This is a genomic window from Microbacterium sp. GW821-FHT01D02, assembly GCF_059422585.1.
Genome location: NZ_JBWKXB010000002.1, coordinates 241,910 through 268,219 on the forward strand (window position 1 = coordinate 241,910; position 26,310 = coordinate 268,219).

22 protein-coding genes are annotated in these 26,310 nt (G+C 70.2%); 3 read left to right on the forward strand and 19 right to left on the reverse strand.

Features of this window, described 5'->3' with window-relative positions:
- Positions 1–20: 20 nt before the first annotated feature.
- The 5 genes from AC07VM_RS09910 to AC07VM_RS09930 form a co-directional block, all read right to left on the reverse strand.
- Positions 21–1,316: an RNA polymerase sigma factor gene (locus tag AC07VM_RS09910; RefSeq protein ID WP_494910978.1), complete on the reverse strand. Its 1,296-nt coding sequence runs from the start codon at positions 1,314–1,316 to the stop codon at positions 21–23.
- A complete protein-coding gene (locus AC07VM_RS09915; RefSeq protein ID WP_494910979.1) occupies positions 1,316–1,741 on the reverse strand; it encodes a YciI family protein in 426 nt (141 codons plus the stop codon). Before AC07VM_RS09915 ends, AC07VM_RS09910 begins: the two co-directional genes overlap by 1 nt.
- 145 nt (positions 1,742–1,886) lie before the next feature.
- A complete protein-coding gene (locus AC07VM_RS09920; RefSeq protein ID WP_494910981.1) occupies positions 1,887–3,284 on the reverse strand; it encodes a glycosyltransferase in 1,398 nt (465 codons plus the stop codon).
- 8 nt (positions 3,285–3,292) lie between these two features.
- Entirely contained in the window at positions 3,293–4,879 is a 1,587-nt protein-coding gene (guaA, locus tag AC07VM_RS09925; protein WP_494910983.1) for a glutamine-hydrolyzing GMP synthase, read from the reverse strand.
- Positions 4,876–5,388: a DUF3817 domain-containing protein gene (locus AC07VM_RS09930; RefSeq protein WP_267417597.1), complete on the reverse strand. Its 513-nt coding sequence runs from the start codon at positions 5,386–5,388 to the stop codon at positions 4,876–4,878. The genes guaA and AC07VM_RS09930 overlap by 4 nt, the downstream gene beginning before the upstream one ends.
- Positions 5,389–5,490: 102 nt before the next feature.
- Here AC07VM_RS09930 and AC07VM_RS09935 point away from each other — a divergent pair, with 102 nt between their 5' ends.
- A complete protein-coding gene (locus tag AC07VM_RS09935; RefSeq protein WP_494910985.1) occupies positions 5,491–6,114 on the forward strand; it encodes a VOC family protein in 624 nt (207 codons plus the stop codon).
- Between the two features lie 91 nt (positions 6,115–6,205).
- On the opposite strand, the gene AC07VM_RS09940 is transcribed toward AC07VM_RS09935, so the two are convergent.
- The 3 genes from AC07VM_RS09940 to AC07VM_RS09950 form a co-directional block, all read right to left on the reverse strand.
- Entirely contained in the window at positions 6,206–10,798 is a 4,593-nt protein-coding gene (locus AC07VM_RS09940) for an ExeM/NucH family extracellular endonuclease (protein ID WP_494910986.1), read from the reverse strand.
- A 304-nt stretch (positions 10,799–11,102) separates the two neighbouring features.
- Positions 11,103–11,861: an SURF1 family protein gene (locus AC07VM_RS09945; RefSeq protein ID WP_494911701.1), complete on the reverse strand. Its 759-nt coding sequence runs from the start codon at positions 11,859–11,861 to the stop codon at positions 11,103–11,105.
- 58 nt (positions 11,862–11,919) lie between these two features.
- The gene (locus AC07VM_RS09950; RefSeq protein ID WP_017203636.1) at positions 11,920–13,035 is read right to left on the reverse strand and encodes a GuaB3 family IMP dehydrogenase-related protein; all 1,116 of its coding nucleotides are present in this window, start codon (positions 13,033–13,035) and stop codon (positions 11,920–11,922) included.
- Positions 13,036–13,108: 73 nt separating this feature from the next.
- On the opposite strand from AC07VM_RS09950, the gene AC07VM_RS09955 reads away from it, so the two are divergent.
- Positions 13,109–14,194: an FAD-dependent oxidoreductase gene (locus tag AC07VM_RS09955; protein ID WP_494910987.1), complete on the forward strand. Its 1,086-nt coding sequence runs from the start codon at positions 13,109–13,111 to the stop codon at positions 14,192–14,194.
- 116 nt (positions 14,195–14,310) lie between these two features.
- Here the strand turns inward: AC07VM_RS09955 and AC07VM_RS09960 are convergent, their stop codons facing one another.
- From AC07VM_RS09960 to AC07VM_RS10005, 10 genes are all read right to left on the reverse strand, one after another.
- Positions 14,311–15,999 (reverse strand): ABC-F family ATP-binding cassette domain-containing protein, encoded by a 1,689-nt coding sequence (locus tag AC07VM_RS09960; RefSeq protein WP_494910989.1) that lies wholly within the window; start codon positions 15,997–15,999, stop codon positions 14,311–14,313.
- Between the two features lie 79 nt (positions 16,000–16,078).
- The gene (locus tag AC07VM_RS09965; RefSeq protein WP_267417592.1) at positions 16,079–16,630 is read right to left on the reverse strand and encodes an OsmC family protein; all 552 of its coding nucleotides are present in this window, start codon (positions 16,628–16,630) and stop codon (positions 16,079–16,081) included.
- An 87-nt stretch (positions 16,631–16,717) separates the two neighbouring features.
- A complete protein-coding gene (locus AC07VM_RS09970) occupies positions 16,718–18,523 on the reverse strand; it encodes an ATP-binding protein (protein WP_494910990.1) in 1,806 nt (601 codons plus the stop codon).
- Positions 18,520–18,867 carry a response regulator gene (locus AC07VM_RS09975; RefSeq protein ID WP_267417590.1) on the reverse strand — a complete coding sequence of 116 codons (348 nt, stop codon included), beginning with the start codon at positions 18,865–18,867 and terminating at the stop codon, positions 18,520–18,522. The genes AC07VM_RS09970 and AC07VM_RS09975 overlap by 4 nt, the downstream gene beginning before the upstream one ends.
- On the reverse strand, positions 18,864–19,007 hold the full coding sequence (locus AC07VM_RS09980) for a hypothetical protein (protein ID WP_267417589.1): 144 nt from the start codon (positions 19,005–19,007) through the stop codon (positions 18,864–18,866). The genes AC07VM_RS09975 and AC07VM_RS09980 overlap by 4 nt, the downstream gene beginning before the upstream one ends.
- Complete coding sequence (locus AC07VM_RS09985) at positions 19,004–20,491, reverse strand: glycosyltransferase family 2 protein (RefSeq protein WP_267417588.1); 1,488 nt, start codon at positions 20,489–20,491, stop codon at positions 19,004–19,006. Before AC07VM_RS09985 ends, AC07VM_RS09980 begins: the two co-directional genes overlap by 4 nt.
- Positions 20,491–21,204: a PHP domain-containing protein gene (locus tag AC07VM_RS09990; protein ID WP_267417587.1), complete on the reverse strand. Its 714-nt coding sequence runs from the start codon at positions 21,202–21,204 to the stop codon at positions 20,491–20,493. Before AC07VM_RS09990 ends, AC07VM_RS09985 begins: the two co-directional genes overlap by 1 nt.
- The gene (locus AC07VM_RS09995) at positions 21,201–22,190 is read right to left on the reverse strand and encodes an ATP-grasp domain-containing protein (protein ID WP_494910991.1); all 990 of its coding nucleotides are present in this window, start codon (positions 22,188–22,190) and stop codon (positions 21,201–21,203) included. Before AC07VM_RS09995 ends, AC07VM_RS09990 begins: the two co-directional genes overlap by 4 nt.
- On the reverse strand, positions 22,190–23,233 hold the full coding sequence (locus AC07VM_RS10000; RefSeq protein ID WP_267417585.1) for a response regulator: 1,044 nt from the start codon (positions 23,231–23,233) through the stop codon (positions 22,190–22,192). Before AC07VM_RS10000 ends, AC07VM_RS09995 begins: the two co-directional genes overlap by 1 nt.
- Positions 23,234–23,453: 220 nt before the next feature.
- Entirely contained in the window at positions 23,454–23,768 is a 315-nt protein-coding gene (locus tag AC07VM_RS10005) for a DUF2277 domain-containing protein (RefSeq protein WP_494910993.1), read from the reverse strand.
- A 162-nt stretch (positions 23,769–23,930) separates the two neighbouring features.
- Between AC07VM_RS10005 and AC07VM_RS10010 the strand changes: the two genes are divergently transcribed.
- Complete coding sequence (locus AC07VM_RS10010) at positions 23,931–24,467, forward strand: hypothetical protein (RefSeq protein ID WP_494910995.1); 537 nt, start codon at positions 23,931–23,933, stop codon at positions 24,465–24,467.
- A gap of 111 nt (positions 24,468–24,578) precedes the next feature.
- On the opposite strand, the gene guaB is transcribed toward AC07VM_RS10010, so the two are convergent.
- The gene (guaB, locus tag AC07VM_RS10015) at positions 24,579–26,081 is read right to left on the reverse strand and encodes an IMP dehydrogenase (protein ID WP_267417582.1); all 1,503 of its coding nucleotides are present in this window, start codon (positions 26,079–26,081) and stop codon (positions 24,579–24,581) included.
- Positions 26,082–26,310 lie beyond the last annotated feature (229 nt).

Sequence of the window (26,310 nt, forward strand, 5' to 3'; positions counted from 1 at the left end):
GTGCATCCGTTGGGGGCGGGTCATTTTTCTGCCCCGAGTGCCTTCCGCTCCAGCAGCGACCGCTCCCGATCGTTGCCGGCGAGTCCCGCGGCGACGAGGAACTCGCCGCGCGCCTCCTCCTCACGCCCGAGCCGACGCAGCAGTTCACCGCGCGTCGCGGGGAGCAGGTGATAGCCCCGCAGCGCACCGGATTCGCCGAGCCGATCGACGATGCGCAGCGCTGATGCCGGTCCCGTCGCCATGGCGACCGCCGCCGCGCGGTTGAGCTCGACGACCGGCGAGGGGGCGATCCGGCCGAGCGCCTCGTAGAGCAGCACGATGCGATCCCAGTCGGTGTCGTCGACGGATGCCGCGACCGCATGGCACTCGGCGATCGCCGCCTGCAGACAGTACGCACCACGCCCGCGTCCGAGCGCATCGGCCGTCGCGAGCGATGCCCGACCGCGGGTGATGCGCCCGCGGTCCCAGCGCCGGCGGTCCTGGTCGGCCAGCAGCACCGGGTCGCCGTTGCGGTCCACGCGCGCGGCGAACCTGGCGGCCGTGAGCTCCATCAGCGCGAGCAGGCCGTGCACCTCGGGCTCCCGCGGCATCAGCGCCGCGAGCACCCGGGCGAGGCGGATGGCCTCGTCGCTCAGCTCGGGTCGCATCCAGTCCGGCCCGCTGCTCGCGGCGTGCGCCTCGTTGAAGATCAGGTACAGCACGCCGAGGATGGCGCCGAGCCGCTCCGTGTGCTCCTCGCGAGGAGGCACCTCGAAGGGGGCATGCGCGGCGGCCAGGGTCTTCTTGGCCCGCACGATCCGCTGCTGCACGGTCGCCGTCGGCACGAGGAACGCCCGCGCGATCTCCTCGCTCGACAGACCGCCGACCACCCGCAGCGTCAGGGCCACCTGCGCCTCCCGGGACAGCACGGGGTGGCAGGCGATGAAGATCAGGCGCAGGACGTCGTCGTCGACGGCATCCGGATCCCACGGCAGGTCGGGGGCCTCCGCCTGCTCCCGCTCCAGGTCGTGCGCGAGGAGCGCGACCCGGGCATCGAGGCGCTCGGCGCGGCGCCATCCGTCGATGGCCTTGCGCTTCGCGACCGCCGTCAGCCACGCGCCCGCGTTGCGCGGCACCCCGTCGACGGGCCACTGCCGGAGTGCGTCGACCAGAGCCTCCTGCGCCAGATCCTCCGCGAGGCCGAAGTCCCCGACGATGCGCGTGAGCGCGCCCACGATGCGGGCCGACTCGATGCGCCACACAGCGGCGACGGCGCGCTCCGCCGACCCGTCATCGGGTGCGGAACGCGCCGTCTCGCTGTTCGCGGATGCGTCCATCACTGCTGTGCGCGCTGCGCCGCTTCCTCGCGCCAGCCGGCTTCCTTCTCGATCCACTCGTTGTCGGCCGGGAAGTCCTCGACACCGGTGACCCGACGCACCTCGAGGAACGATCCGGCCCCGAGCGGCGCACGGCTCGCCCATTCGGCGGCCTCCTCGCGCGACGACACCTCGATGATCCAGAAGCCGTTGAAGAGCTCCTTCGTCTCGCCGTAGGGGCCGTCGGTGATGAGCGGCTTCTCGGCGCTGAAGTCGACGACGAAACCCTCGGCGGCGTCGGTCAGCCCCTCGCCCGCGACGATCACGCCCGCCTTGATCATCGACTCGTTGTACTTGCCCATGGCTTCGATGACCTGCTCGAACGGCAGGTCCTTGAACGCCTCGACGCCGGCGTCGGTCGCGCGCATGATGAGCATGAACTTCATGATGTTCTCCTTGTTCGAGGGGCCGTCTCTCGACCCTCTCACTTCAGACGTCGAACAGGAACGGCCCGGATCGACATCGTCCCGGAATTCATTCTGAGAACTTCAGGAGGACGGAGACAGATGCTGCGGAGGTCACGCCTCGAGGCTAGCCGCGATCGTCGCGGCGGGAGGGGCGCCCGGCGACGTCGGCGATCACGGCGGTGAGGGCGTCGAGCGAGCGCTGCGGGCTCCAGGCAGCGGCGACGGAAGGTGCTTCAGCGCTGAGCGCCGCGAGTCGATCGGGGTCGGTGAGCAATGCGCGGATCGCATCTCCCAGCGCCTCGATGTCGCCGTCCGGGACCAGCACTCCCCCGCCGGCACCGAGGACGTCGCGGATGCCGTAGCGCACGTCGTACGACACGACGGGCGTGCCGTGGAGGAGCGATTCGACCACACCGAGCGGCTGCCCTTCGAACGCCGTCGACGTGACGAGGAGCGCTGCGCGATCGAGGACGGTGCCGGGGGCCTCCGTGTAGCCGGCGAGGACGACACGGTCCCCCGCGCCGAGTTCCTCGATCAGCGCCTGCAGTCGTCCCTGCTCGGGACCACCACCCCAGATCTCCATCCGGGTGCCCGGCACGTCGGCCGCGAGGAACGCACGGATCGCATGGTCGACGCGCTTCCCGGGTGCGAGGCGTCCGAGCATGATCACGAGGCCGTCCTCGCGCAGGTCGTCGCGGGACTCCACCGGAGCGATCGGATTCGGCACCACGACGTGCGACGCCGCGTCCCCGAACCGGGACACCACATCGTCGCGCTGGGTGACGGTCGGCCAGACGACCGCATCGAACCGGTCGGCGAGACGGAACCAGCGGGTCCAGAGCGTGTTCATGGTCGCGTCCGGCGTGTACGGCGCCTCGACGTGCATGGTGTGGATCGTGTGGACGATGCGCACGCGCGGGTCGCCCCAGTCCGCGATGAGCTCTCCGAGCTGGCGCGACTCGCAGATCACGATGATGCGTCGCTCGCCGAGCGCCGCGGTCACGTGCTCGAGCCAGGCCCGGTACAGCCCGCGGAAACCGTGCAGGGCGCCGACGACCTCGCCCGCCGCGTCGTACACCAGCACCGGTTCCTCGGTGAGATGCCAGTCCGGGTTGCCCGGGATCACCGGGAGCGCCGCGAACGGTCGCCCCTCGGCATCCGTCAGCACGCGGTACTCGACGTCGGGGTCGGAGGTCACCGCGGCGTCGGCGGCAGCGCGCAGCCAGCCTGCGGCTCCGCCGTCCGGCTGCACCGCCTCGTCGAAGAGGTTGCGCATCCGCGACGCGTCGAGGAGCGAGCCCTGGTCGACGAACGTCCTGCGGTGCACGGCATGGTCCGCCGCGGTACCCGGGTCGAACGTGAGCAGCTGCGGGCCGGAGCCGTCGGCGACGCCGGCGCCCGCCAGCTGACGGGCGCGCGCGAGCGTCGCGATCGTGTACCCGCCGTCGAGGCCGGGAATCAGCCGGCTGGACAGCACCAGGTACTCGGCGTCGGGCAGAGCCGGCGCCGCATCAGGGAGCATCGCGCTCCCTACTCCCACTCGATCGTCCCCGGCGGCTTCGACGTGACGTCGAGCACGACGCGGTTGACGTCGCGGACGCCGTTCGTGATGCGGTTCGAGATCTTCGAGAGCACGTCGTACGGGAGACGCGTCCAGTCGGCGGTCATGGCGTCTTCGCTCGAGACCGGACGCAGCACGATCGGGTGACCGTAGGTGCGGCCGTCGCCCTGCACGCCCACCGAGCGCACGTCGGCGAGGAGCACGACGGGGCACTGCCAGATCTCCTGGTCGAGACCCGCCTTCGTCAGCTCCTCGCGGGCGATGGCGTCGGCCTCACGCAGAATCTCGAGACGGTCAGCGGTGACCTCACCGATGATCCGGATACCGAGGCCGGGCCCCGGAAACGGCTGGCGTCCGACGATCGCCTCGGGGATGCCGAGCTCGCGACCGATCGCACGGACCTCGTCCTTGAACAGGGCGCGCAGCGGCTCGATCAGCTCGAAGTCGAGGTCGTCGGGAAGGCCGCCCACGTTGTGGTGCGACTTGATGTTCGCGGTGCCCGCACCGCCACCGGACTCGACGACGTCCGGGTAGAGCGTGCCCTGCACGAGGAACTTCACGGGAGCACCACCGGAGGCCTTCGCCTCGGCGACGAGATCGAGCTGCACCTTCTCGAACGCGCGGATGAACTCGCGGCCGATGATCTTGCGCTTCTCCTCGGGGTCGGTCACACCCTGCAGGTGGCCGAGGAACGTGTCGGCCGCGTCGACCGTGATCAGACGCACACCGGTGGACTCGACGTAGTCCTTCTCGACCTGCTCGCGCTCGCCCTTGCGGAGGAGGCCGTGGTCGACGAAGACCGCGGTGAGCTGGTCGCCGATGGCCTTGTGCACGAGAGCGGTGGACACCGCGGAGTCGACGCCGCCGGAGAGCGCGGAGATGACGCGGGCGTCTCCCACCTGCTCGCGGATGCGCTCGATCTGCTCGGCGATCACGTTGCCGCTGTTCCAGTCGGACGCGAGACCCGCGCCCTTGTGGAGGAAGTTCTCCAGCACACGCTGGCCGTAGTCGGAGTGCTTGACCTCGGGGTGCCACTGCACGCCGTAGAAGCCGCGCTCCTCGTTCGCGAACGCCGCGACCTTGGTCGCATCCGTCGTCGCGAGCACGTCGAAGCCCTCGGGGGCCTTGGCGACCTGGTCGCCGTGGCTCATCCAGACGTTCTGCTCCGCCGGCTGGCCGCCGAGCAGCGTTCCGCCGTCACCGGTGATGACGGCATCCGTCGCGCCGTACTCGCGCAGGCCGGTGTTCGCGACCTCGCCGCCGAGCGTCTGGGCCATGTACTGGAAGCCGTAGCAGATGCCGAGCGTCGGGACGCCGAGCTCGAACACCGCGGGGTCGAGCTTCGGGGCGCCCTCCTCGTACACCGACGAGGGTCCGCCGGAGAGGATGATCGCGACCGGGTTCTTGGCGGCGATCTCCTCGGCCGTGGCCGTGTGCGGCACGATCTCGCTGTAGACGCCCGCTTCACGGACTCGACGGGCGATCAGCTGCGCGTACTGCGCGCCGAAGTCGACGACGAGCGCAGGACGCTGCTGGGTCTCGGACTGTTCGGTCAACGGACACCTTCCGGGGCGGGGGCGGAGGCCTCGGCGGCCTCTCTGGTGGCGAGATAGGTCTTGACTTCACGGGCGACGACCGCCTCCATGAAGAACGACAGCAGCGGCACGACGCCGCCGAGCGCGAGCAGGATGAACCGCGGGAAGCGCCAGCGCATCAGGCTCCACATGCGGAAGCACGCGAAGAGGTAGACGACGTAGAACCAGCCGTGCGCCACGAGGATGAACAGCGACAGGTTGAATCCGTCGCCCAGCGAGGTCATCTCGCAGGAGTTGGTCATCGGGGCGAACAGCGACCACCACTGGCAGTCGGGTCCGGCGAGCACGCCCGCGAACCACAGCGGTCCTCCGGAGCCTCCCAGGAAGAGCTCGAGGTGGATCGGCGTGTACTTCAGCACCATCTCGGTCAGCAGCAGGAGCAGCATGACTCCTGTGATGATCGACGCGATCTGGTAGAACTTCAGCGCACCGCGGATCGCCGGAAAGCTGGCGACTTTCGGTTCGGGCATGGGTCCAGTCTAGCCGCCGGGAAATCGTGTCGAATCCGGCCGCCGACGCATCGGTCAGGAATCGAGAAGCACCCCGGGACCGACGCTCGTAGCGTCGGAGACATGAACACCGCCATCGATTCCGTCACCCTCGACGTTCCCGACGTGGACGCCGCCCAGTCCTTCTATACGCGGGCCTTCGGGCTCGGCGATCGTCTGCGGTTCCGCAGCGCGGATGCCGAGACCTCCGGGTTCCGCGGATACACGCTCTCGCTCGTGGTCTCGCAACCGGCGAACGTGCACGCCCTCGTCGACGCGGCCGTCGCCGCGGGGGCCACCGTGATCAAGCCCGTCTCCAAGTCCCTCTGGGGAGTCGGCGGGACCGTCCAGGCACCGGACGGCGCCATCTGGAAGGTCGCCACCTCCGCGAAGAAGGACACCGCTCCCCCGAGCCGCGACGTCGACGAGATCATCCTGCTGCTCGGCGCGGAAGACGTGATCGCCTCGAAGACCTTCTACGCCGAGCGCGGCATCCCCATCGGCAAGAGCTTCGGGCGCAGCTACGTGCAGTTCGACACGGGTGGCAGCCCGATCGGACTCGGCCTGTACCGGCACGCGTCGCTCGCCAAGGACGCGGGCGTGCCCGCGGACGGCTCCGGCTCGCACCGGCTCACCGTCAACGGCGTGCTCGGCGCCGCGGTCGACCCCGACGGCTTCGTGTGGGCACCGGTCTCCGTGCCCGCCTGAGAGGAGTTGAACAGGCGGAGGCCGCCGGGATCGCTCCCGACGGCCTCCGCCTGTGTCATCCTGCTACCGGATCAGCACCACTCTTCCCCGTTCAGAACCACCGGGTGAGGAGTTCCCACAGCCAGTCGAGGATCGCCCCGATGATGCCTCCGGGACGGTTGACGGTGACCGTGGCGGTCGCCTCGTCGCCGTCCGCCTGCGAGGCCGCGACGGTGTACTTGCCCGACGGGGCGCTCTTCGGCACGGTGACCGAGGTGCTGAACGTGCCGTCGGCCGCGACCTGGACCGTGCCGACCTGGACCGGCTTGCCCTTCTTCGGACGCAGCTCGATGCTCACGGTCTCACCGGGCGCGTAGCCCTCACCGGTGACCTTGAGGCTCTTGCCCGCGGTGACCTTCGACGAGCCGAGGGCGATCGTGCCCGCGAACTCCTCCTCGCCCGCGATCGTGAACGGCACCTGCACCGTCGTCCCGGTGCCGGCGACGGCGACCGTGAGCACCTGCTCACCGAACACCCCCGACGGGACCGTGAAGGTCAGGCTGGCGCGCCCGCCCTCGTCGGTCGTGTCGACGACGGCCGGGTCGACCGCGCCCGTGGCGAGCACGGTGTCGCCCAGCGAGAGCGAGGCCTGGCCGGGAGCCGGCTCGCCCGCGCTGAACGCCAGCGAGGAGAGCGACACCGTCACCTGGTCGCCGGCGCTGTAGCCGTCGGCATCCGCCGGGGTGATCGCGACGCCGACCGCGCGCTGGGCGTAGTCGGGGCTCGCGGTCTTGTTCGCGTCGAACCAGTCGACCATCGACTGCAGGTCGATCTTGCCGGTGTCGCGCTTGCCCGTGCCCTCCTTGAAGGTGAAGAAGTTGTCTCCACCGGCCGCGAGGAACGAGTTGGCCGCGACCGTGTAGTTCGCCGCCGGGTCGAGCGCTGCCCCGTTGAGGGTGATCGACGTGATCCGGGAACCCTGCGCCGCGGCGGGGTCGTAGGTGTAGACCAGCCCCTCGGAGACGCCGAGCTTCAGGAACGGACGAGCCGAACCCGCCGGCTGCCACTGCTCCTCCAGCACGCCCTTCAGCTGCGCACCCGTGAGCGTCAGCGTCACCAGCGTGTTGGCGAACGGCTGGACCGTCGCCGCCTCGCGGTAGGTGACGTTGCCGTCGGGGTCGGATGCTCCGGCCGAGGCGTACGTGAGGTTCGCCCGGATGCCGCCCGGGTTCATGATCGCCACATCGGCGCCCGTAGACCACTTCTGCACGTCGGCCACGAAGTTGCCGATGGTGGACTCGCCACCGCGGTTCTCCGTCTTGCCGTCGCTCTGACGCGCCCGGTTGAAGTCGGCCGTGATGTCGCCGACCTTGATCGCACCCAGCACGTCCGCCTCGGCCTTCGCCTTGGCGACGATGTCCGCGACCTCGGGAACGGCCGGGTACAGCGGCTTGCCCGCAGCGGTGAGGGGCTTGATCTCGTTGGTGATCGAGATCAGGTCCTTCGTCTTCGGGTCGACCTGGATGTTCATCAGGCCCAGGTTCTCGCCGTACTGCCCCGCGGAGACGACCGGACGGCCGTCGATCACGTGGTTGTAGGCGAGGTGGGTGTGCGCCGACACGATGGCGTCCACGTCGTCATCGACCCCGTAGACGATCTCGCCGAGGGGCGAGTCCGGGGTGATGCTGGACAGCTCGACGCTGGACGCGCCCTCGTGCACGAGGAGGATGACGACATCCGCCTCGCCGTTGGACTCGTCGCCGTCGCGCAGGTCGTCGGCCACGGCGTTCACGGAGTCGACGATGCTGCGCACCTCGAGGTCCTTGATGCCCTCGGGCGAGACGAGCGAGTCGAGGTCTTCGGTGACGGCACCGACGAAGCCGACCCGCACGCCGTCGAGCTCCTTCACCCAGGCCGGTGCGAGCGCAGGCTCGCCCGTCTCGGTGACGAACACGTTCGACGAGATGTACTCCCAGTCCGCGCGGTCCTGCACACGATCGCGCAGATCCTCCCAGCCCTGATCGAACTCGTGGTTGCCCGCGGCGCTGACGTCGAGACCGGCCGCGTTCAGCGCGTCGATCGTCGGGTTGTCGTCGTTGATGAACGAGGTGAACGTCGATGCGCCGATCAGGTCACCGGCACCGGCGAAGATCGTGTTCGGGTTCTCGTCGCGGAACTGCTTGACCGCGCCGGCCAGGACGGCGGCACCGGCGGCGGCACCGTCGGCCTCGATGCGTCCGTGGAAGTCGTTCACCGTCACCACGTCGATGCTCACCGGCGGGATCTCCGAGGAGACGCCGACGATGATCGGGTCGTGGTCGCTGGAGCGGTAGGGCGTGCCCTCCTCGGTGGCGCCGAACGCGTAGCCGCGGTCGCTCCACTCCGGCGAGTTGATGCCCCAGACTCCGGCGCCCGTGATCGACGAGACGAGCGACGGCGACGCGATCACATGGTCGAGCGAGCCGAGCTCGCCGTCGAACGAGTACGTGTACTGGCCGGACGCCTTGTCGGCGACGAGGTCGCTCCACCCCTTCGAGGTGAACACGTCGATCGGGTCTTCCTTGCCGTAGGCGTTGAAGTCTCCGATCAGCAGCATGTCGCTGCTGCCGGTGGTCTCCTCGAGCTCGGAGGTGAAGGCGAGGATCGCGTTCGCCTGCTTCACGCGGTCGGCGTTGAAGAAGCCCTGACCGTCGGCCGGCTCTGCGCCCGCACCCGTGGGCGGCGACTTCGACTTGAGGTGGTTCGCGACGACGGTGACGACGCGACCGTCGACGTCGAACGCCTGCGCGATCGGCTCACGGGCATTGCCCCACACGGTCTCATCGGTGACGGTGAGGCTGTCGCCCACCCGCTTGACCGCGTCCTTCTTGTAGATGATCGCGTTGGTGATGTAGTCGGTGGTCGCCGCGTCGTTCAGGGCTGCGGGCGTGGGCACGTAGCCCCACACGTCGCTCCCGGCGTCGGCGTTGAGGCCGGCCACCAGATCCTTGAGCGCGGTGTCGATCGGCTTGCCCAGCTTCACGGAGTTCTCGATCTCCATGAGCGAGACGATCTCGGCATCGAGCCCGTTGATCGCCGCGACGATCTTGGACTTCTGGATCGCGAACTGGGTCGCGTTCGCCGCGCCCCGGGCATCCGCGTTCTCGCTCTTCAGCGTCGTGAAGTAGTTGTAGACGTTGAAGGACGCGACCTGGACATCGCCGCCCACCTCGGGCGCCGACTCGGTGCGCGGGTTCGTCGACGCGAAGCCGACCTTGAGGTCGTCCGACGAGGAGTCGTCGATCGGCACGACCGGCTGCAGACGCCAGTCGTCGAAGCCCCACTGCAGCACGTAGCCGTTGTCCCCGAAGTCGACGGTGTCGCCGTTGCGGACGACCTCGCCCTTCGTGAAGTACGGCTGCTCGCCGGGGTGCCCGCTGTTGGACACCTGGATCGACCAGCCGTCATCCAGCAGGATGCGGTTCGCGCGGTTGGCTGCGGCGATCGCGGCGGCGTCGGCGCCCGGACGCGTGGTCTCGGTGCTCTTCACCGCCAGGTCGTCGCCGGCGTTCAGCCAGAGCGTGCCGAAGTTGAACAGCTGGTGGCTGGACGCGAGGCGGTAGGTGCCCTCCGGCGCCACGTACATGTTCTCGTACTGCTCGCGGTCCGCGCCGAGCACGGTGGCCGGCAGCGGAGTGACCGCGGGAACGCCGACGCCGGCGGTGACCACCGAGACGTCCGCGGCAGCGGCCGGGTTGATCTGCGTCTGCCCGAAGTACTCGCTCACGCCACCGGTCACCGACACGAGGTCGCCGATCTCGAGAGACGGGTTCAGCGCGTTGAGGAAGACGAAGACGCCGTCGGACGCACCGGGCGTCGCATCCGTCGTGCCGCCGGAGCCCTGGGTCTGGATGACGATGCCCTTGTAGCCGCCGGTGCGGAAGTCGGCCGTGACGACGCCCTCGACCTGCACGGTCTGTCCGTTCAGGGGCGAGACGTCGGTCGTGCCCTGGACCTCGGCGATCGTGGCCTTCTTCGGATCCGTTCCCGGTCCCGTGCCGGGGTCGGTGTCGCCCGAGTTCTGCGGCGTGATGGTGGCGGAGAGGGTGAAGTCGGTGCCGTTGTCGTCGGTGTCGACGCCGTCCGTGCGGTTCAGCGACTTGACGTCGGTGTTGCCGGCGGGGGCCTTCGCGACGGTGCCCTCGAACGTGTTGGAGGCGCCGTAGCCGAGCAGGTCGACCACGCCGTCGACGCCGACGGCCGAGCCGGGGGTCAGGGTCACGGCGGCCGTGCCCTCGACGAGCGCGAGCGTTCCCGTGGTGCCGCTCGGCGTGAGGGTGCTGACGGCGTCGGGCGTCGGCAGCTCGGCGCCGTTCGCGCCGTTGCTGTTCCCCTGCACCAGGAAGTACCCGCCGGCGGGGATCGTGCCCTTGAGCGGTGCCACGCCGTTGAAGGCGCCGGTGCCGGTCGCCGACCGGTACTGCAGCGACATGCCGTCGAGGGCGATCGGATCCGCGGTCGGGTTGTACAGCTCGACGAACTTGTTCTTGAACGCCGCACCGGCGCTGCCTCCGGAGAGGTACGCCTCGTTGATCACCACCCCCGTCCCCGTGGTGTCGGCGACGGCGGGTACGGCGGCCAGCGAGCCGAGGCTCAGCGCGGCCACGCAGGTCACGGCGAGAGCGCCGATGCGCCCCCTGCTTCTACGGTGCGAGGAGGGAGCCACGCGGCTCTCCTCGCCTGGAGCGGACATCATCGGTGCTGTCTCCTCGATCGTGGTTCGACACTTCTCAGGACCTGTCACGGCACACAGGGGAAACTCCCAGCGTGCTCACATGGAGCGAGCATACGGAGCGGTCGGAGCATCCTCAATGGAGTTTTCCGATTCGTCATCGAGCGCTCACCGGACGTCGGCGACGACCCCTGACGAAGGTCGCTATGAGCACCTCGGCATCCACAATTGCGCAGGATTCCGCGCGCGGATGCGCGTCGTGAGGGGCGTGGTGAGGGGCGTCGTGACGCGCGTGCGGTCAGGCCGTCTCGGCGGCCGCGGCCTCTTCGAACTCCTCGACCTCGCGCTCCCAGGCGTCCTTCGCCAGGCGGTACCAGAGGTAGAACGCGAAGCCCGCGAAGATGGCCCACTCGACCGCGTAGAACACGTTGAGCCAGTTGACCGGGGACATCTCCTCGGGGGCCGGCGACGAGATATCGACCAGACCCGCCGTGGCGGTCGTGGAGGCGAGGTACGGACGATAGACGTCGAGCTGCTCGATGTCGTGCCAGCGGCTCAGGAGCGCCGCGGGCGACATGCGATCCAGCTGCTCGGGCTCGGCATGCGGCGGCACCCGTGGCCCCTCGTCCGAGATGATGCGTCCGGTGACCGTGACCTCGGCGCCGTCGGCGTCCGCTTCGAGCTCCTCCACGGCGGCATCCGCGGCAGCCCGGTCCGGAGCCCAGCCGATCGCGACGGCGATGGAGGTGCGCTCGGCGACGCGCAGCTGACCGGTGACCCAGTAGCCCTGGACGTCGTCGTTGAAACGGCTCCCCACGACGATGAAGTCCTCCGGAACCCAGACCCCCGAGGTCTCGACACGCTGACCGACGAGCGGCTCGGGGAGATACGCCCCCGGCTCGAGGACGTCGGTGAGCGGCTGCACCTTCTCGGTGATCCCCGGTTCGGGCGGATCGGTCTCGATCGCGCGCTCCAGCTGCCACTGTCCGAGCCAGGCGAAGACGCCGGCGACGAGGAGGCAGAGCAGGAGCATCCCGATCCAACGCCCGCGGAGCATGACCTCACGGAGGGTCGGAGGGAAGAGAGCAGGAGTCGTCACGGTCGAGCGCTGCGCCTCAGGCCTCGTACGGTGCGAGCACGACCTCGACCCGCTGGAACTCCTTGAGGTCGGAGTATCCGGTGGTGGCCATCGACTTGCGCAATGCGCCGATGAGGTTCGCGGTGCCGTCGGCGACGGGGGCGGGGCCGTAGAGGATCTCCTCGAGCGTGCCGATGCCGCCCACCTCGACCCGGTGGCCGCGCGGAAGCTTGGGGTGGTGCGCCTCGGGGCCCCAGTGGAACCCGCGGCCGGGCGCGTCGGTGGCACGGGCGAGCGCGACGCCGAGCATGACGGCATCCGCTCCCATGGCCAGCGCCTTGACGATGTCGCCGGAGGTGCCAACGCCGCCGTCGGCGATGACGTGCACGTAGCGTCCGCCGGACTCGTCGAGGTAGTCACGACGTGCGGCGGCGACGTCGGAGACGGCCGTCGCCATCGGCGCGTGGATGCCGAGGGTCGCGCGCGTCGTCGACGCCGCTCCCCCGCCGAAGCCGACGAGCACGCCCGCCGCGCCGGTGCGCATCAGGTGGAGCGCCGCGGTGTAGGTCGCGGCGCCGCCGACGATGACGGGGACGTCGAGGTCGTAGATGAACTTCTTGAGGTTCAGCGGCTCGGCGACGCTGGAGACGTGCTCGGCGGACACCGTGGTGCCGCGGATCACGAACAGGTCGACACCCGCAGCGGCGACGGTGTCGTAGTACTCCTGCGTACGCTGCGGCGTGAGGGATCCGGCGACGGTGACGCCCGCCTCACGGATCTCGGCGAGGCGACGGGTGATGAGCTCCGGCTTGATCGGCTCGGAGTACAGCTCCTGCATGCGGACGGTGGCCTTGCCCTCGTCGAGACCGGCGATCTCGGCGAGCAGCGGCTCCGGGTTCTCGTACCGCGTCCACAGACCCTCGAGGTCGAGCACGCCGAGTCCGCCCAGCTGACCGAGCATGATCGCCGTCTGCGGGCTCACGACCGAGTCCATCGGCGCGCCCAGCACCGGGATCTCGAACCCGAAGGCGTCGATCGTCCAGGCGGTCGACACGTCCTCCGGGTTGCGGGTGCGCCGCGACGGCACCACCGCGATGTCATCGAACGTGTACGCGCGACGCGCGCGCTTTCCTCGGCCGAGCTCGATCTCCATGGTCACCCCTCCAGCCTACCCGGCACCCGAGCGCACCCGTGCTGGGAGACTGGATGCGAGATCGGGAGGCAGCATGGAGACGGACGTCGGGGATGTCGTCGTGGTGGGCGGCGGCGTCATGGGACTCGCGACCGCGTGGGAGCTGGTCCGCCGAGGCCTGCGTCCGATCGTGCTGGAGCGCTTCGCCCGCGGACACCACGAGGGCGCCTCGCACGGCGCGACGCGCAACTTCAACAACGCCTACGACCAGGACCACTACCTCGACCTGCTCGTGCGGGCCCGCGCGGGGTGGGACGCCCTCGGCGAGGTCGGCGGCGAGCCGCTCCTTCGGCTGCACGGGCTCGTCACACACGGCGATGTCGACATCGCGGCCGTGCAGCAGGGACTCGACGCCCGCGGCATCCCCTCCGCGGTGCTGTCGTCCGCCGAGGCCGGCGCACGCTGGCCGGGGATGCGCTTCGACGGCGACGCGCTGTGGTCGCAGGACGCCGGGGTCGTGCGCGCCGCGGAAGCGCTGCACGAACTGGAGTGGCGGATCGTGGTCGGCGGCGGCGAGGTGCGATGGAGCTGTCCGGTCGCGCACATCGGCCAGGATCCCGCCGGCGCGGTGCTCGCCCTCGCCGACGGGACCCGGATGCGGGCGGACACCGTCGTGGTCACGGCCGGCGCCTGGACGTCGTCGCTCCTCGCCCGCCTCGGCCTGCCGCCCCTCACCGTCACGGAGGAGACGCCGGCGCACTTCCGGCCTCGGACGGATGCGGTGTGGCCCTCGTTCAACCACTACGTCGATCCCGCCGCGTACCCCGCGACCGTGTACGGGATGCCGACCCCCGGCGAAGGGGTCAAGGTCGGCTTCCACGGCGTCGGCGACGCGGTCGACCCCGACGCCCGCCCGCACGTCCCCACGCATCAGACAGCCCTGGCGGACTACGTACGGGAGTGGATGCCGGGCCTCGACGCGGCCTCCGCGGTGCCGATCAGCTGCACGTACACCTCGACCGACGACGGCACGTTCGTCCTCGATCGCCGCGGCCGAGTCGTCGTCGGGGCGGGATTCTCCGGGCACGGCTTCAAGTTCGCGCCGGGCGTGGGCGGGGTCCTGGCCGATCTCGTCCTGGATCCCACCGCGCGCGCCGCGGAGGCCTTCCGCCTGCCCTGATGCCGTGGGGGGGTGGGGCCGTTTCGTCTCGCTGCGCTCGCTCAACGACCGGGGCGGGCTCGCTCAACGACCGGGTGGGCGGGCTCGCTCAACGACCGGAGGGGTGGGGCGGGGCGTCAGCGGGCGCGGGCGACCCGCTTCTCGTCCCAGACCGGCGCGTCGGACTCGTAGACCTCGCCGTCCGCCCCGAACACCAGGAACCGGTCGAACGACCGCGCGAACCAGCGGTCGTGCGTCACGGCCAGCACCGTGCCCTCGAAGCGTGCGAGAGCGTCTTCCAGCGCCTCGGCCGACTCCAGGTCGAGGTTGTCGGTCGGCTCGTCGAGCAGCAGCAGCGTCGCTCCGGAGAGCTCCAGCAGCAGCACCTGGAGTCGCGCCTGCTGCCCGCCCGAGAGTGAGTCGAAGGTCTGCTGCGCCTGCCGCACGAGTCCGTAACGGTCGAGCGCGGAACTCGCGGCGTCGCGCGGCATCCCCGCTCGGCGGTCGTCACCGCGATGCAGGATCTCCAGGAGCGTCCGTCCGACGAACTCCGGGTGCGCGTGGGTCTGCGCGAAGAGTCCCGGCACCACGCGGGCACCGAGCACCGCGCGTCCCGTGTGCGCCACGGCGCTCAAATCCTCGCCCGTGGAGGTCACGTGGCCGAGGGTCGGGTCCGGATCGCTGCCTCCGCGGGCCAGGAGCCGCAGGAAGTGCGACTTGCCCGACCCGTTCGAGCCCAGCACCGCGACACGGTCGCCGTACCAGACCTCCGCATCGAACGGGCGCATGAGCCCGGTCAGCTCGAGGCGCTGGGCCACCACGGCGCGCTTGCCCGTGCGCGACCCCCGCAGCCGCATGTCGAAGTCCTGCGCGGGCGGGCGCTCCTCCGGCGGTCCGGCCTCCTCGAACTTGCGCAGCCGCGTCTGCGCGGCCTGATACCGCGAGGCGAAGCCGTCGTTCGCCGACGCCTTGACCTTGAGGTTCGCGACCAGGGTGCGCAGCTTCTCGTGCTGCTCGTCCCACCGGCGGCGCAGCTCGTCGAGCCGATCCATCCGGTCGCTGCGGGCCTGCGGATACGTCGCGAACCCGCCGCCGTGCACCCAGGCGGTCGCGCCCGCGGCTCCGGGCTCGAGGGTGATCAGCCGGTCGGCCGCACGCGCGAGCAGCTCGCGGTCGTGCGACACCAGGAGCACCGTCTTCGGCGTCTGGCGCAGCTGCTCCTCCAGCCAGCGCTTGGTGGGCACGTCGAGGTAGTTGTCCGGCTCGTCGAGCAGCAGCACCTCATCGGGTCCGCGCAGCAGGGCCTCGAGGGCGAGCCGCTTCTGCTCCCCGCCCGAGAGCGTGGTGAGCTCGCGATACCGGGCGCGCTCGAACGGCACCCCGAGCGCGGCGACCGTGCACTGGTCCCAGACCGTCTCGTGCTCGTAGCCGCCCGCGTCCGCGTACTCGGCGATGGCCGAGGCGTACGCCATCTGGGTGTCGTGCTCGTCGCGCTCGATCAGCGCGTTCTCGGCGGCCTCGAGTGTCTCGGCGGCGGCGCGGATGCGCGCGGGGGCGACCCGCACGAGCAGCTGGTGCACCGTCTCACCCGCCTCGCCGTGGCCGACGAACTGGTCCATGACGCCGAGACCGCCGTCGATCGTGACGGCGCCGTCATCGGCGGCCTGGTCACCGCGGATGATCCGCAGCAGCGTGGTCTTGCCGGCGCCGTTCGGACCGATCAGCGCGCTCGTCGAGCCGGCGCCGACCCGGAACGTCGCCTCGTCGAGAAGCGGTCTGCCGTCGGGAAGCGTCAGGGAGACACTGGATACATCGATATAGCCCACGGTGCGTGGCCGTCCTTCCGCCCCGCGAATGCCGAGCCGACCAGGCTATCAGGACGGGCGGCGACGCCCCGCACCGCGCTCAGGCGAGAGCGCTGGCGGTCGGGACCGGGTTCGCGAAGAGGTCGAGCACCGGGCAGTGCGCATCGACGGTCGCCCGCAGGTTCTCGTACGCCTCGGCGCTGTCCGGGCCGGTGATGTCCACGGACACCCGCACGTCGTGGAAGCCGGCGCGCCCCGACTCGTCGATGCCGAAGAGCTTGCGCACGTCGAGGTCGCCCTCCGCCGTGATCTCGATTTCGTCGATCGTGAGACCGAGCGCCTGCGCGTAGAGGCGGTAGACGACCACCTGACACGAGATGAGCGCCCCCAGCGCGTACTCGACCGGGCTGGCCGCCACGTCGTCGCCCGCCAGCGCTCCCGGCTCGTCGACCAGGAAGCGGTGCTTGCCGGCACGGATCTCCGTGGCGACGGAGCCGATGCCCCGCCCGCTCACCCGATACGTGAGCTGCGCATTCGCGTCGTCCGCCGCGATCCGCTCGTTCCATGCGGTTCCGGCGTCGGTGAGGCGCTGTGCGCGCTCGGCCGGGGTGACGTCGGCGATGCCCGCGAGCTGGTCCTGGAGAAGAGTCATGGCCCGACGGTAGCGAGCGGCACCCGCCGACCGCCCGACGGCCGTCATCGACGGTCACAGGCCGACATCGACCGCAACAGTGCGCGGTCAGTCCGCGCGACTCAGGCTCGCCAGCACCTCGGTACGGGGAGCGACGGGGAGGATGAAGCGGAACTCCGTGCCCACCCCCTCCTGACTCGTCACGTCCATCGTGCCGCCGTGCGCCAGCACGATCGCGCGGGTGATCGTGAGACCGAGACCGACCCCCGGCACCGCGTTGCGGGTGGCCGTCGACGCCCGGAAGAAGCGGGTGAACAGCATCCCCTGCTCGTCTTCCGGGATGCCGATGCCGGTGTCGGCGATCGAGAGCTCGACGCCCCCGTCGACCTGCCGGACGCGGGCGGTGACCGTTCCGCCCCGCGGGGTGAACTTGATGGCGTTGGAGAGCAGGTTGTCGATGGCCTGCCCGACCCGACCGGCGTCGACGAACACGGGGACGACATCGGGCCCGATCTCGGCGACCAGCTCGATGCCCTCCCGCTGCGCATGCGGCTTCGCCGACGACACCGCCGATCGCACCAGCGCGGCCACGTCCGAGTCATCGCGGTCCAGCGGGAACCGGCCGGACTCCACCTGCGCGGTGAAGAGAAGATCGCCGACGAGGTTGAGCAGCCGCTGCGCGTTGCGCTCGATGATCCCGACGAACTCCTGCTGGTCCTCCGTGAGAGGCTGCCCCGGGTCGTTCTGCAACAGGTCGAGGAAGCCGATGATCGCGCTCAGCGGGGTGCGCAGCTCGTGCGAGATCATCCCGACGAACTCGTCCTTCATGCGTGCGACCTCGACGGCCCTGGTCTCGTCCGTGAGCACGAACAGGTACCCCTGCTGCGCGCCGGCACCGTCCTTGTGCGGGCTCACCGTGACCCGGGCGGGAACCGTGGCGCCACCGGCCGTGACGATCTCGAGTTCGCCGTCGGCCGCCTGCTCGGCATCCGCCCGTGCGAACAGCCCCTGGATGCCGCGCGGGAGTTCGGCGTAGCCCACGGGCAGCTCCTCCGGCTGCGGCGCGGAGTCCGGATGGTCCTCCGCCAGCAGCGACAGCACCGACGTCGAGAAGAAGCGGTCGATGCGCACACCGGCGAGCGCCTCGTCGACCGAGAGCCCGAGCAGCCGCACAGCCCCCGGATTCCACGCCGTCACGGTACCGCTGCAGTCGGTCGCGATCACCGCCTGCGCCGTGATCGACGACCAGAGGCTCTCGAAGGAGTCGAGCAGCTCGCGGTACTGACGCTCCTTGTCGCGCAGCTGGACGATCATCGCGACGTTCTCCGAGAGCGCCTTCGTGCGTTCGGCGACCAGCTGCTCGGCCTGTTCGACGCGCATGCGCTGCTGCCGGGCGAGCTGGTTGACGACCGCGGCGACCGCGGAGAACACCAGCGGACCCACGACGCCGCGCAACCACTCGACGGAGGTGGAGGGCGGGTCCGTGAAGTAGGGCATCAGCAGCGCGAACGAGGTCAGGCCGAAGACGGCGAAGACCCAGCGGATGCCCGGGGCCGCGGCGATCCACACCACGGGGAGGATGACCAGCGAGCTGAAGATCGACGTGGCGCCGCCCGTGCCGGAGCGGAAGAGCCCCAGCCCGATGATGTCGACGATCGGGATCAGGAGCACGACCCAGCCGTCCTCCGTGCCGCGCGCGGTGAGCACGGCAGCCAGAGCGGTGGCGGCGAGGACGATGACGAGGCCGCCGATCGCCGGCACGAAGTGGGTGAGCGGAAGATCGGGGATCCACCACGTCAGCACCGCCGCGAGAACGGCGGCGATGAACGTCGGAGCCTGCTTGAGCATCGGGCTCGGGTCGTCCAAGACGCCGTACCAGCGGTTCTCGGCGCGGTCGAGCGGTGTCGCCCTCATCGCTGCACCCGTTCGACGATGGCATGCAGGTCAGCACCCGTGATGGGCTTCGGCAGCGCGGCGTCGGCCGGCGGATAGTCCGCGGCGTCGAGCACCGAGCTGATCACGAGGAAGCAGTCGGGGAACTGCTCCTGCACCAGCCGCGCACACGCCTGTCCGGAGATGCCGGGGAGCAGGAGATCGAGCACGGCCAGCACCGGGTCGATGTCCGGGAAGGCGGCGATCGCGGACTCGGCGTCCCGGGCGATGAACACGTCGAAGCCCTCGCGATCGAGGTAACGGCGCAGCAGCGCCGCCTGATCGGGGGCGTCCTCGACGACCAGGGCCAGCGGCCTCCGGCTCATCGAAGGAACAGCTCTCGGACGATGACGACGAGGACGACGACCGCGAGGGCGAGGAGCGCCTGCGGGATCAGCCGCCGCTCTCGTCGAGCATCCGCGGTGATCTCCGCCACTTCGGCGTCGTGCGACGGGATTCCGGTCATGAGTCGACACGTCCGATCTTCTCGGTCTTGATCCAGGAGGCGTCGGCGCGACGCCACTCTTTGATGTAGGAGTCCACGGTGATGGCGCACAGCAGCGAGCCGTAGCCGCAGATGTAGAGCAGCAGGCCCGCGAAGAACCGTCCGCCGGGCAGCGGCTCGATCGCCCGCGCCAGCCAGATCCCGAGCATCGAGATCGGCCCCCAGAGGTAGAAGATCACGGCCCACATGAAGCGCGACTGGTCCGTGAGCCCCAGTCCGAGCGCGGTCAGCCCCGACGCGAACGCCCAGGGGAACAGGGCGATGGCCATGAGGATGAGCGCGCCGAGCCCCGGGAACATGATCGCCTCACGCCAGGAGCGTCGCCCCGTCCGCGGATCCAGCTGCACGGAGTACAGCATCGAGAACAGGTAGACGCACGCCGCCGTGATCCACATGAAGCGGAACACGAACTCGGCGATGTCGCTGTGCAGGACGAGGAGGGCGAGCATGCCGGCGGCCGCGAGGAGCATGAACGCCGGCAGCAGCAGGATCGTGAACCAGGCGAGGCCGAACGTGAAGCTGCCCAGATGGTGCTCGCGGCTCGGACGGAACCAGAGCCGGCGATAGATCGACGTGAGCTGCACGTTCCCGCGCGCCCAGCGCAGTCGCTGCTTCCAGAGGCTGTCGATCGTCCGCGGCTCCTCGGCCAGCACGAGCGCGTGCGGCTCGAACACCATGCGCCGCCCCTTGAGCTGCCCCTCGAACGTCGTCATGGTGTCTTCCGCGAGGGTGCCGGTGGGGATGCGCCCGCCGATCGCCTCCAGGTTCGCGCGCGAGTGCAGCTGGGCACCGCCTGCGAGGCAGGCGATCGCGCCGCCGACATTCTGCACCCGACGGGCGGAGAGCTGGCCGATCACGTACTCGATCGCGATGAACCGCGTGAGGTAGTTGCGGTCGCGGCTGCCCTCGGCGATGTACGCCGTGACGGCCCCGACCTTCTCGTCGGCGAGGTGCCGGGTGAGCTTGCGCAGGGAGTCGCGCGAGAAGATCACGTCCGCGTCCATGATGAGCACGGCTTCGGTCCAGTCGTCCGCCAGCACCACGTCGAGGCCGTGGTTGAGGGTGTGCGCCTTCCCCTCGCCGCCCTTCTCCCGTCGCAGGTGCACGACCCGTCCGGGGTACGCCTCGGCCTTCGCTGCCACGAGGGCCGGGGTGTCGTCGGTCGAGGCGTCGTCGACCACGAAGACCCGGAGACGCTCGGCGGGATACTCCAGCTGCAGCAGCCGCTCGATCGCGGGGCCGATCACGAGCCCCTCGTTCCAGGCGGGGATGATGACCGCGACGTTCGGGTGGTACGGCGCCGCCTTGCCGTAGTGGTTGCGGAACGCGTGCAGCGGCAGCGTGAGGAACTGGAGGCCCGTGTTGAGCACGGGCAGGGTGCCGACCAGGACGCAGAGCAGCAGGAAGACGACGAGCACCGTCTCCAGCCAACTCAGATCCGCCATCAGGAGTCATCCCTCGTGTCGAGCAGGGGCAGGATCCGGGAGTAGCGTCCGACGTCGGAGGCCTGGTGGCTGTCGGTGGAGGCGACGATCTCGGCGCCGGCGAGCCGCAGGGACTCGAGCGCGCCCGTTCCGGGGCAGCCCCACTTCTCGTTGACCTCGACCAGGGTGTCGGTCTCGGCGGCCGTGCGCGCCCAGGCATCCGTGCGCGCCGGACCCAGCTGGTCCTCGGAGAGGCCGATCTTCGGCAGGATCGAGAAGCAGTGCGCGAGCTGGTTGCCCGGATGCCGGCGCATCGTGGCGATCAGGGCGTTCACGAACTGGTCCAGGACGTCATCCACCGCCCATCCCGCGGCGATCCGCTCCCGGACGGCCGTGGGGCCGAGCGGGCCGTCGACGCCGGGGAACTGGTGGTCCGCGATCAGGATCCGGTCGATCCCCTCTGGCAGGGACGGGATGTCGAGGGCCCCCGAGGCATCGAGGATCTTGGCTTCGACGCCCGTGAGCACGGTGAGCCCGTCCGGCACCCGCAGCGCACGCACCGCCGCGAGGTACTCCGGCACCCAGGTGGTGCTCTGCCGCACATGATCGACCAGACGCAGCGTCGTGAGTCCGGCCGCCGCTGCCGCCTCGACGTTCTCGGCGAGGGTCGAGACCGCGTCGTCCGAGAAGGTCGAGTGGACGTGGTGGTCGCCGCGGAGGAGCGCGTGACTCACAGCTCCTCCTGATGCCCCGCATGGTCGGAGACCAGCAGGTCGTCGACCTCGACGATCACGTCTTCCAGGAAGCGCACCGAGGCGACCTCGCGGAACGGCACGCGCACCGGCAGCTCGCGCCCGAGGAACAGATCGGCCACGAGGGACGGGATGTCGACGCCGGCCGCGATCGTCAGGGGCAGCGCTCCGGGGAACCGCGGGTTGACCTCGAGCAGCACGGCACGGCCGGCCCGGTCACGACGCAGCTGCACGTTCGCGACGCCCACGAGTCCGATGGCCCGGGCGATCGCGGCCGCGGTCTCCTCGAGCTCGGGGTCGCGGACGGTCTGCCCGGCGATCGCGACACCCGAGTCCACGCGCGCCCGGGTCCGCGGCACCGCGGCCACGACGTTGCCCGCCGCGTCCGCGATCACGTCGACCGAGTACTCCTCCCCCGGAAGGAAGTCCTGCACGATGAGTCCCTCGTCCGTCGGCAGGGCCTCGAGCGCGGCACGATCGGGCACCAGGCGCACGCCACGGCTCCCCGCGCCCTGACGCGGCTTGGCGAAGACCGGGAACTCCCAGTCGACCGCCTCCGCATCGGCTCCGGCGAGGACCGTGCGCGGGGTGCGGCCGGTCGGCGCGCAGCGCACGGCGAGCGCGAGCTTGTCGAGTGCCGTGTTGAGCGTGTCCTCCGAGGGCGCGGCGAGCACCGCGGGCGCCAGCTCGTCCCGCCGGCCGGCCAGGGCGATGAGCTCCACGTCGACCGTCGAGATCACGAGGTCGAGCTCGTCCTCGGCGACCAGGCGGGCGATCGCGGGCACGAAGTCCGCGTCCCGTCCCGGCGGCACCAGGCGGCGCTGTGCCGGCGGCACGAGGTAGATGCCGCTCGCCCACCCGTCCATGTCCGCCGCGAAGACGGTCAGGTCGGAACGGCGGAGGAGGGATCGGATCACGGCGACGCCAGCCGGTCCGCCGGCCCCGGTCACCAGTACGCGCGTGGTCATCAGCTCTCCCGTCGAGTGAGTTCGTGGGCGCCGATGAACTCGGCCGTCTCGCGCACCACCTCGAGTGGCTCGACCGCGACTCCGCCGCCGAACCGCGACCAGTACCGCGCGGTGGCCGTGACGAACTCGGGCGCGAGGTAGTCGCGGCTCGCGGTCTGCGAGCCGAACCGCTCCAGCAGGCGCAGCTTGTCGTCGAGATACTGATCGATCCGCACGAAGCGCGTGGGCCGGAAGTCGATCGTCGACGAGGGGCTCTGGTAGCAGGCGACGGTCCCGACGCGTCGGGTCGCCACCACGGTGGCCTCGCTCACGGCGCGGTGGTCCTGATGGCGGTCGTGGCTCGAGTGCGTGTAGACGATCGTGGGCTGGATCTCCTGCACGACCTCCTCGATGAGGCGCACGGTGGAGCCGCCGCCGGAGATCTCGGTGTCCACGAGATCCTTCAGGAAGAGCCGGGCACCGAGCATCTCGGCGGCCGCGAGCGACTCGTCCTGGCGGCTGTCGGCATCGCCGCCGCGGGCTCCACGGGACAGGGTGAGGATCGTGATCTCGTCCTGCGCCCGCGCATGGGCGGCGAGGAGCCCACCGACCCCGATCTCCACGTCGTCGGGGTGCGCGCCGATCGCGAGCACCCGCTCCGGCTTGCGTGCCTCCTCGCGACGGCGGCGTCCTTCCTCGACCAGACGGGTGACCGCCTCGACGAGCTTGACGTTGTCGAGGGGCTTGGTGAGGAATTCGTCGGCCTGGGCGCGCAGCGCGGAGACCGCGTACTCGACCGAGACGTGCGCCGTCATCACGACGACGGGCACGGTCGGGTTGGTGCGCCGCAGTTCGGCCAGCAGCTCCAGCCCGTTCAGGCCCGGCATCTCGATGTCGGTGACCACGACGTCGGGGCGCACCTCCGCCACGCGTTCGACGGCGGTCCGGCCGTCTTCGGCGACGTCGACGACGCAGCCGGCTCGGCGCTCGAGAACGGTCTTCACGAGCAGGGCGACGTCCGGGTCGTCATCGACGACGAGTACGCGAGGAGCATCCTCTGACATTTGTGCAGCTCTCCTTGGGGAGGTTCCCTGACCGATGGGGATCGGCCACGCGACCTCGGCGCCTTCATCGCCGGGGCCGCTGGGAAAGTCGAGCGGGGTATGTCGATTCTGGCATAGGCCCGCACGCACGGCGGGAGGCGCATCCGCGAGCGTGCATGGGAGAGGTCGACGGCCGTCGTGGGCCGACGGCTGCGCTCTCCTGCGCCGGGCGCCGCCTGTCTCAGGATCCGGCCGCCGCGGCCCGCTTCTCCTGCTGGAACACGCGGATGGCCTCGTAGCGATCGGCCGAGCGCGCGCGACGCTTGGCCGCCTCGTCGTCGCGGTTCTTGGGCGGCGCGGTCGTTACGAGCTCGTCCAGCAGGACCCTCGTCGCCTGGGCGATCTCGGCGACGGCACGGTCGAAGACGTCCCGGTTGGCACGCGACGGCGCGTTCACACCGGAGATCTTCCGGACGAACTGCAGGGCCGCGTCGTGGCACTCGTCATCGGTCGCGGCAGGCTCGAGGTTGTTCAGCGGGACGATGTTTCGGCACATACCGGCACGCTACGCCGCGCCCTGGACGGACGGAAGAGCCGGACACCGGCACCGGGCGCCGCGATGGGAGGGGATGGTGCGAGCCGCACCAGTCTCGCTACGCTCGGGGCAATCGGAACCGCAATGCTCGTTCCCTCGTTCACCCCGTTGACAGGACAGAACATGACGAACCCTCCGTTCCCCGACCAGCCGAACCCCGATTCCTCGACCCCCGGCACCCCGCCTCCGGTCCCGCCCGCCGAGCAGCCCGCCTCGGCCCCAGCCCCGGACTGGAACACCGCGCCGGACGGCGTCCCGGGAGCCGGCGCCGCCGCTCCCGCGCCCGACTATCCGGCCCCACCGTCCGCGGAGTACCCCGCTCCCCCGGCCGCGGGATATGCGACGCCCGGCGCTCCGGTCTACGCGCAGCCGACACCGACGCCCCCGGGGAAGGTGCTGGCGATCGTCGGCCTCGTGCTCGCGTTCGTGGTGGCTCCGGTCGGACTGATCCTCAGCATCGTCGCCGCCGTGAAGCTCGGCAAGACCGGCCAGCCGAAGGGGCTCGCCATCGCCGGCATCATCGTCGGCGCGATCATCACGATCTTCTGGGTGGTCCTCGTGATCGTGCTGGTCACGGCCTTCGCCGCCCTCTTCGGCATGTGCGCGGACCTCGGCCCCGGGATCTGGGAGGTCGACGGCGTCACCTACCGGTGCAGCTGACGCGCACCTGCGACGGCCATCGCCTACAGGCAGCTCCGACAGACAGCTCCGACAGACAGCGAGAGGGACCGGATGCGACATGCATCCGGTCCCTCTCGTCGTCGGTGACGACTACTTCTTGTAGTTCGGGGCCTCGACCACGATCTGCACGTCGTGCGGGTGCGACTCCTTGAGTCCCGCCGAGGTGATGCGCACGAACTTGCCGCGCGACTTGAGCTCTTCGATCGTGCGCGCACCCACGTAGAACATGGACTGACGCAGTCCGCCGACCAGCTGATAGGCCACGGCGGAGAGCGGTCCGCGGTACGGCACCTGGCCCTCGATGCCCTCGGGGATCAGCTTGTCGTCGCTGGGGACGTCGGCCTGGAAGTAGCGGTCCTTGGAGTACGAGGTCTGCTTGCCACGGGTCTGCATCGCACCGAGCGAGCCCATGCCGCGGTACTGCTTGAACTGCTTGCCGGACTGGAAGACGATCTCGCCCGGCGACTCGTCGGTCCCGGCCAGGAGCGAGCCGAGCATGACGGCGTCGGCGCCCGCGACCAGAGCCTTGGCGATGTCACCCGAGTACTGCAGACCGCCGTCGGCGATCACGGGCACGCCGGCGGGGCGTGCGGCGAGCGAGGCCTCGTAGACCGCGGTGACCTGCGGGACGCCGACACCCGCGACGACGCGCGTGGTGCAGATGGAACCGGGGCCGACGCCGACCTTGACCGCGTCGACTCCGGCATCGACGAGCGCCTGGGCACCCTCACGGGTCGCGACGTTGCCGCCGACGATGTCGATGTGCTCGAACGACGCATCGGCCTTCAGGCGACGGACGAGGTCGATGACGCCCTGGGACTGGCCGTTGGCGGTGTCGACGACGAGCACGTCCACACCGGCGTCGCGCAGCGCCTCGGCGCGCTCCCAGGCGTCGCCGAAGAAGCCGATCGCCGCACCGACGCGCAGTCGGCCCTGGTCGTCCTTGGTGGCGAGCGGATACTTCTCGCTCTTGTCGAAGTCCTTGATGGTGATGAGCCCGGCGAGCTTGCCGTCCTCGTCGATCAGCGGCAGCTTCTCGACGCGGTGCTTCGCGAACAGCGCGATGACCTCACCGGCGGCGACGCCGACCGGAGCGGTCACGAGGTTCTCGCTCGTCATGACGTCCTTGACGAAGGTCGTCTGACGCTCGAAGCCCGAGACGAAGCGCATGTCGCGGTTGGTGATGATGCCCACGAGCTTGCCGTCGTCGTCGACCACGGGGAGACCGGAGATGCGGTACTTGGCGCACAGGTTGTCGACCTCTTCGACGGTCGCGTCCTGCGTCGTGGTGATCGGGTCGGTGATCATGCCCGACTCGCTGCGCTTGACGCGGTCGACGTGCGCGGCCTGATCGGCGATGGAGAGGTTGCGGTGCAGGATCCCGATGCCGCCCTCGCGTGCCATCGCGATCGCCATGCGCGACTCGGTGACCGTGTCCATGGCGCTGGAGAGCAGCGGAGTGGCGACAGAGATTCGGCGAGTGATCCGCGACGAGGTGTCGGCCTCGCTGGGGATCACGTCGGTGTGCCCCGGCAGGAGCAGCACGTCGTCGTATGTCAGTCCGACGAAGCCGAAGGGATCGTGCTGTTCCATGGATTCTCCTTCTGCGCGTGTCGCGCGAGTCCGAGTGCGAGGGGGTGGTCGACGTCGGCCGTTGCGGGGCCGCGGCCCGTATGAAGATTCTAAGCGAGACACGCCCGAGAACATTCCCAGTACCCCGTCGTTATCGGACCGTTGGCCCCGACGGTAGGTGAATCGCCGATCGCCCATTACGCTCAAGTGCGTCGTCCATCCCTGCGGTCGAAACCCGACGCCGCAGAGA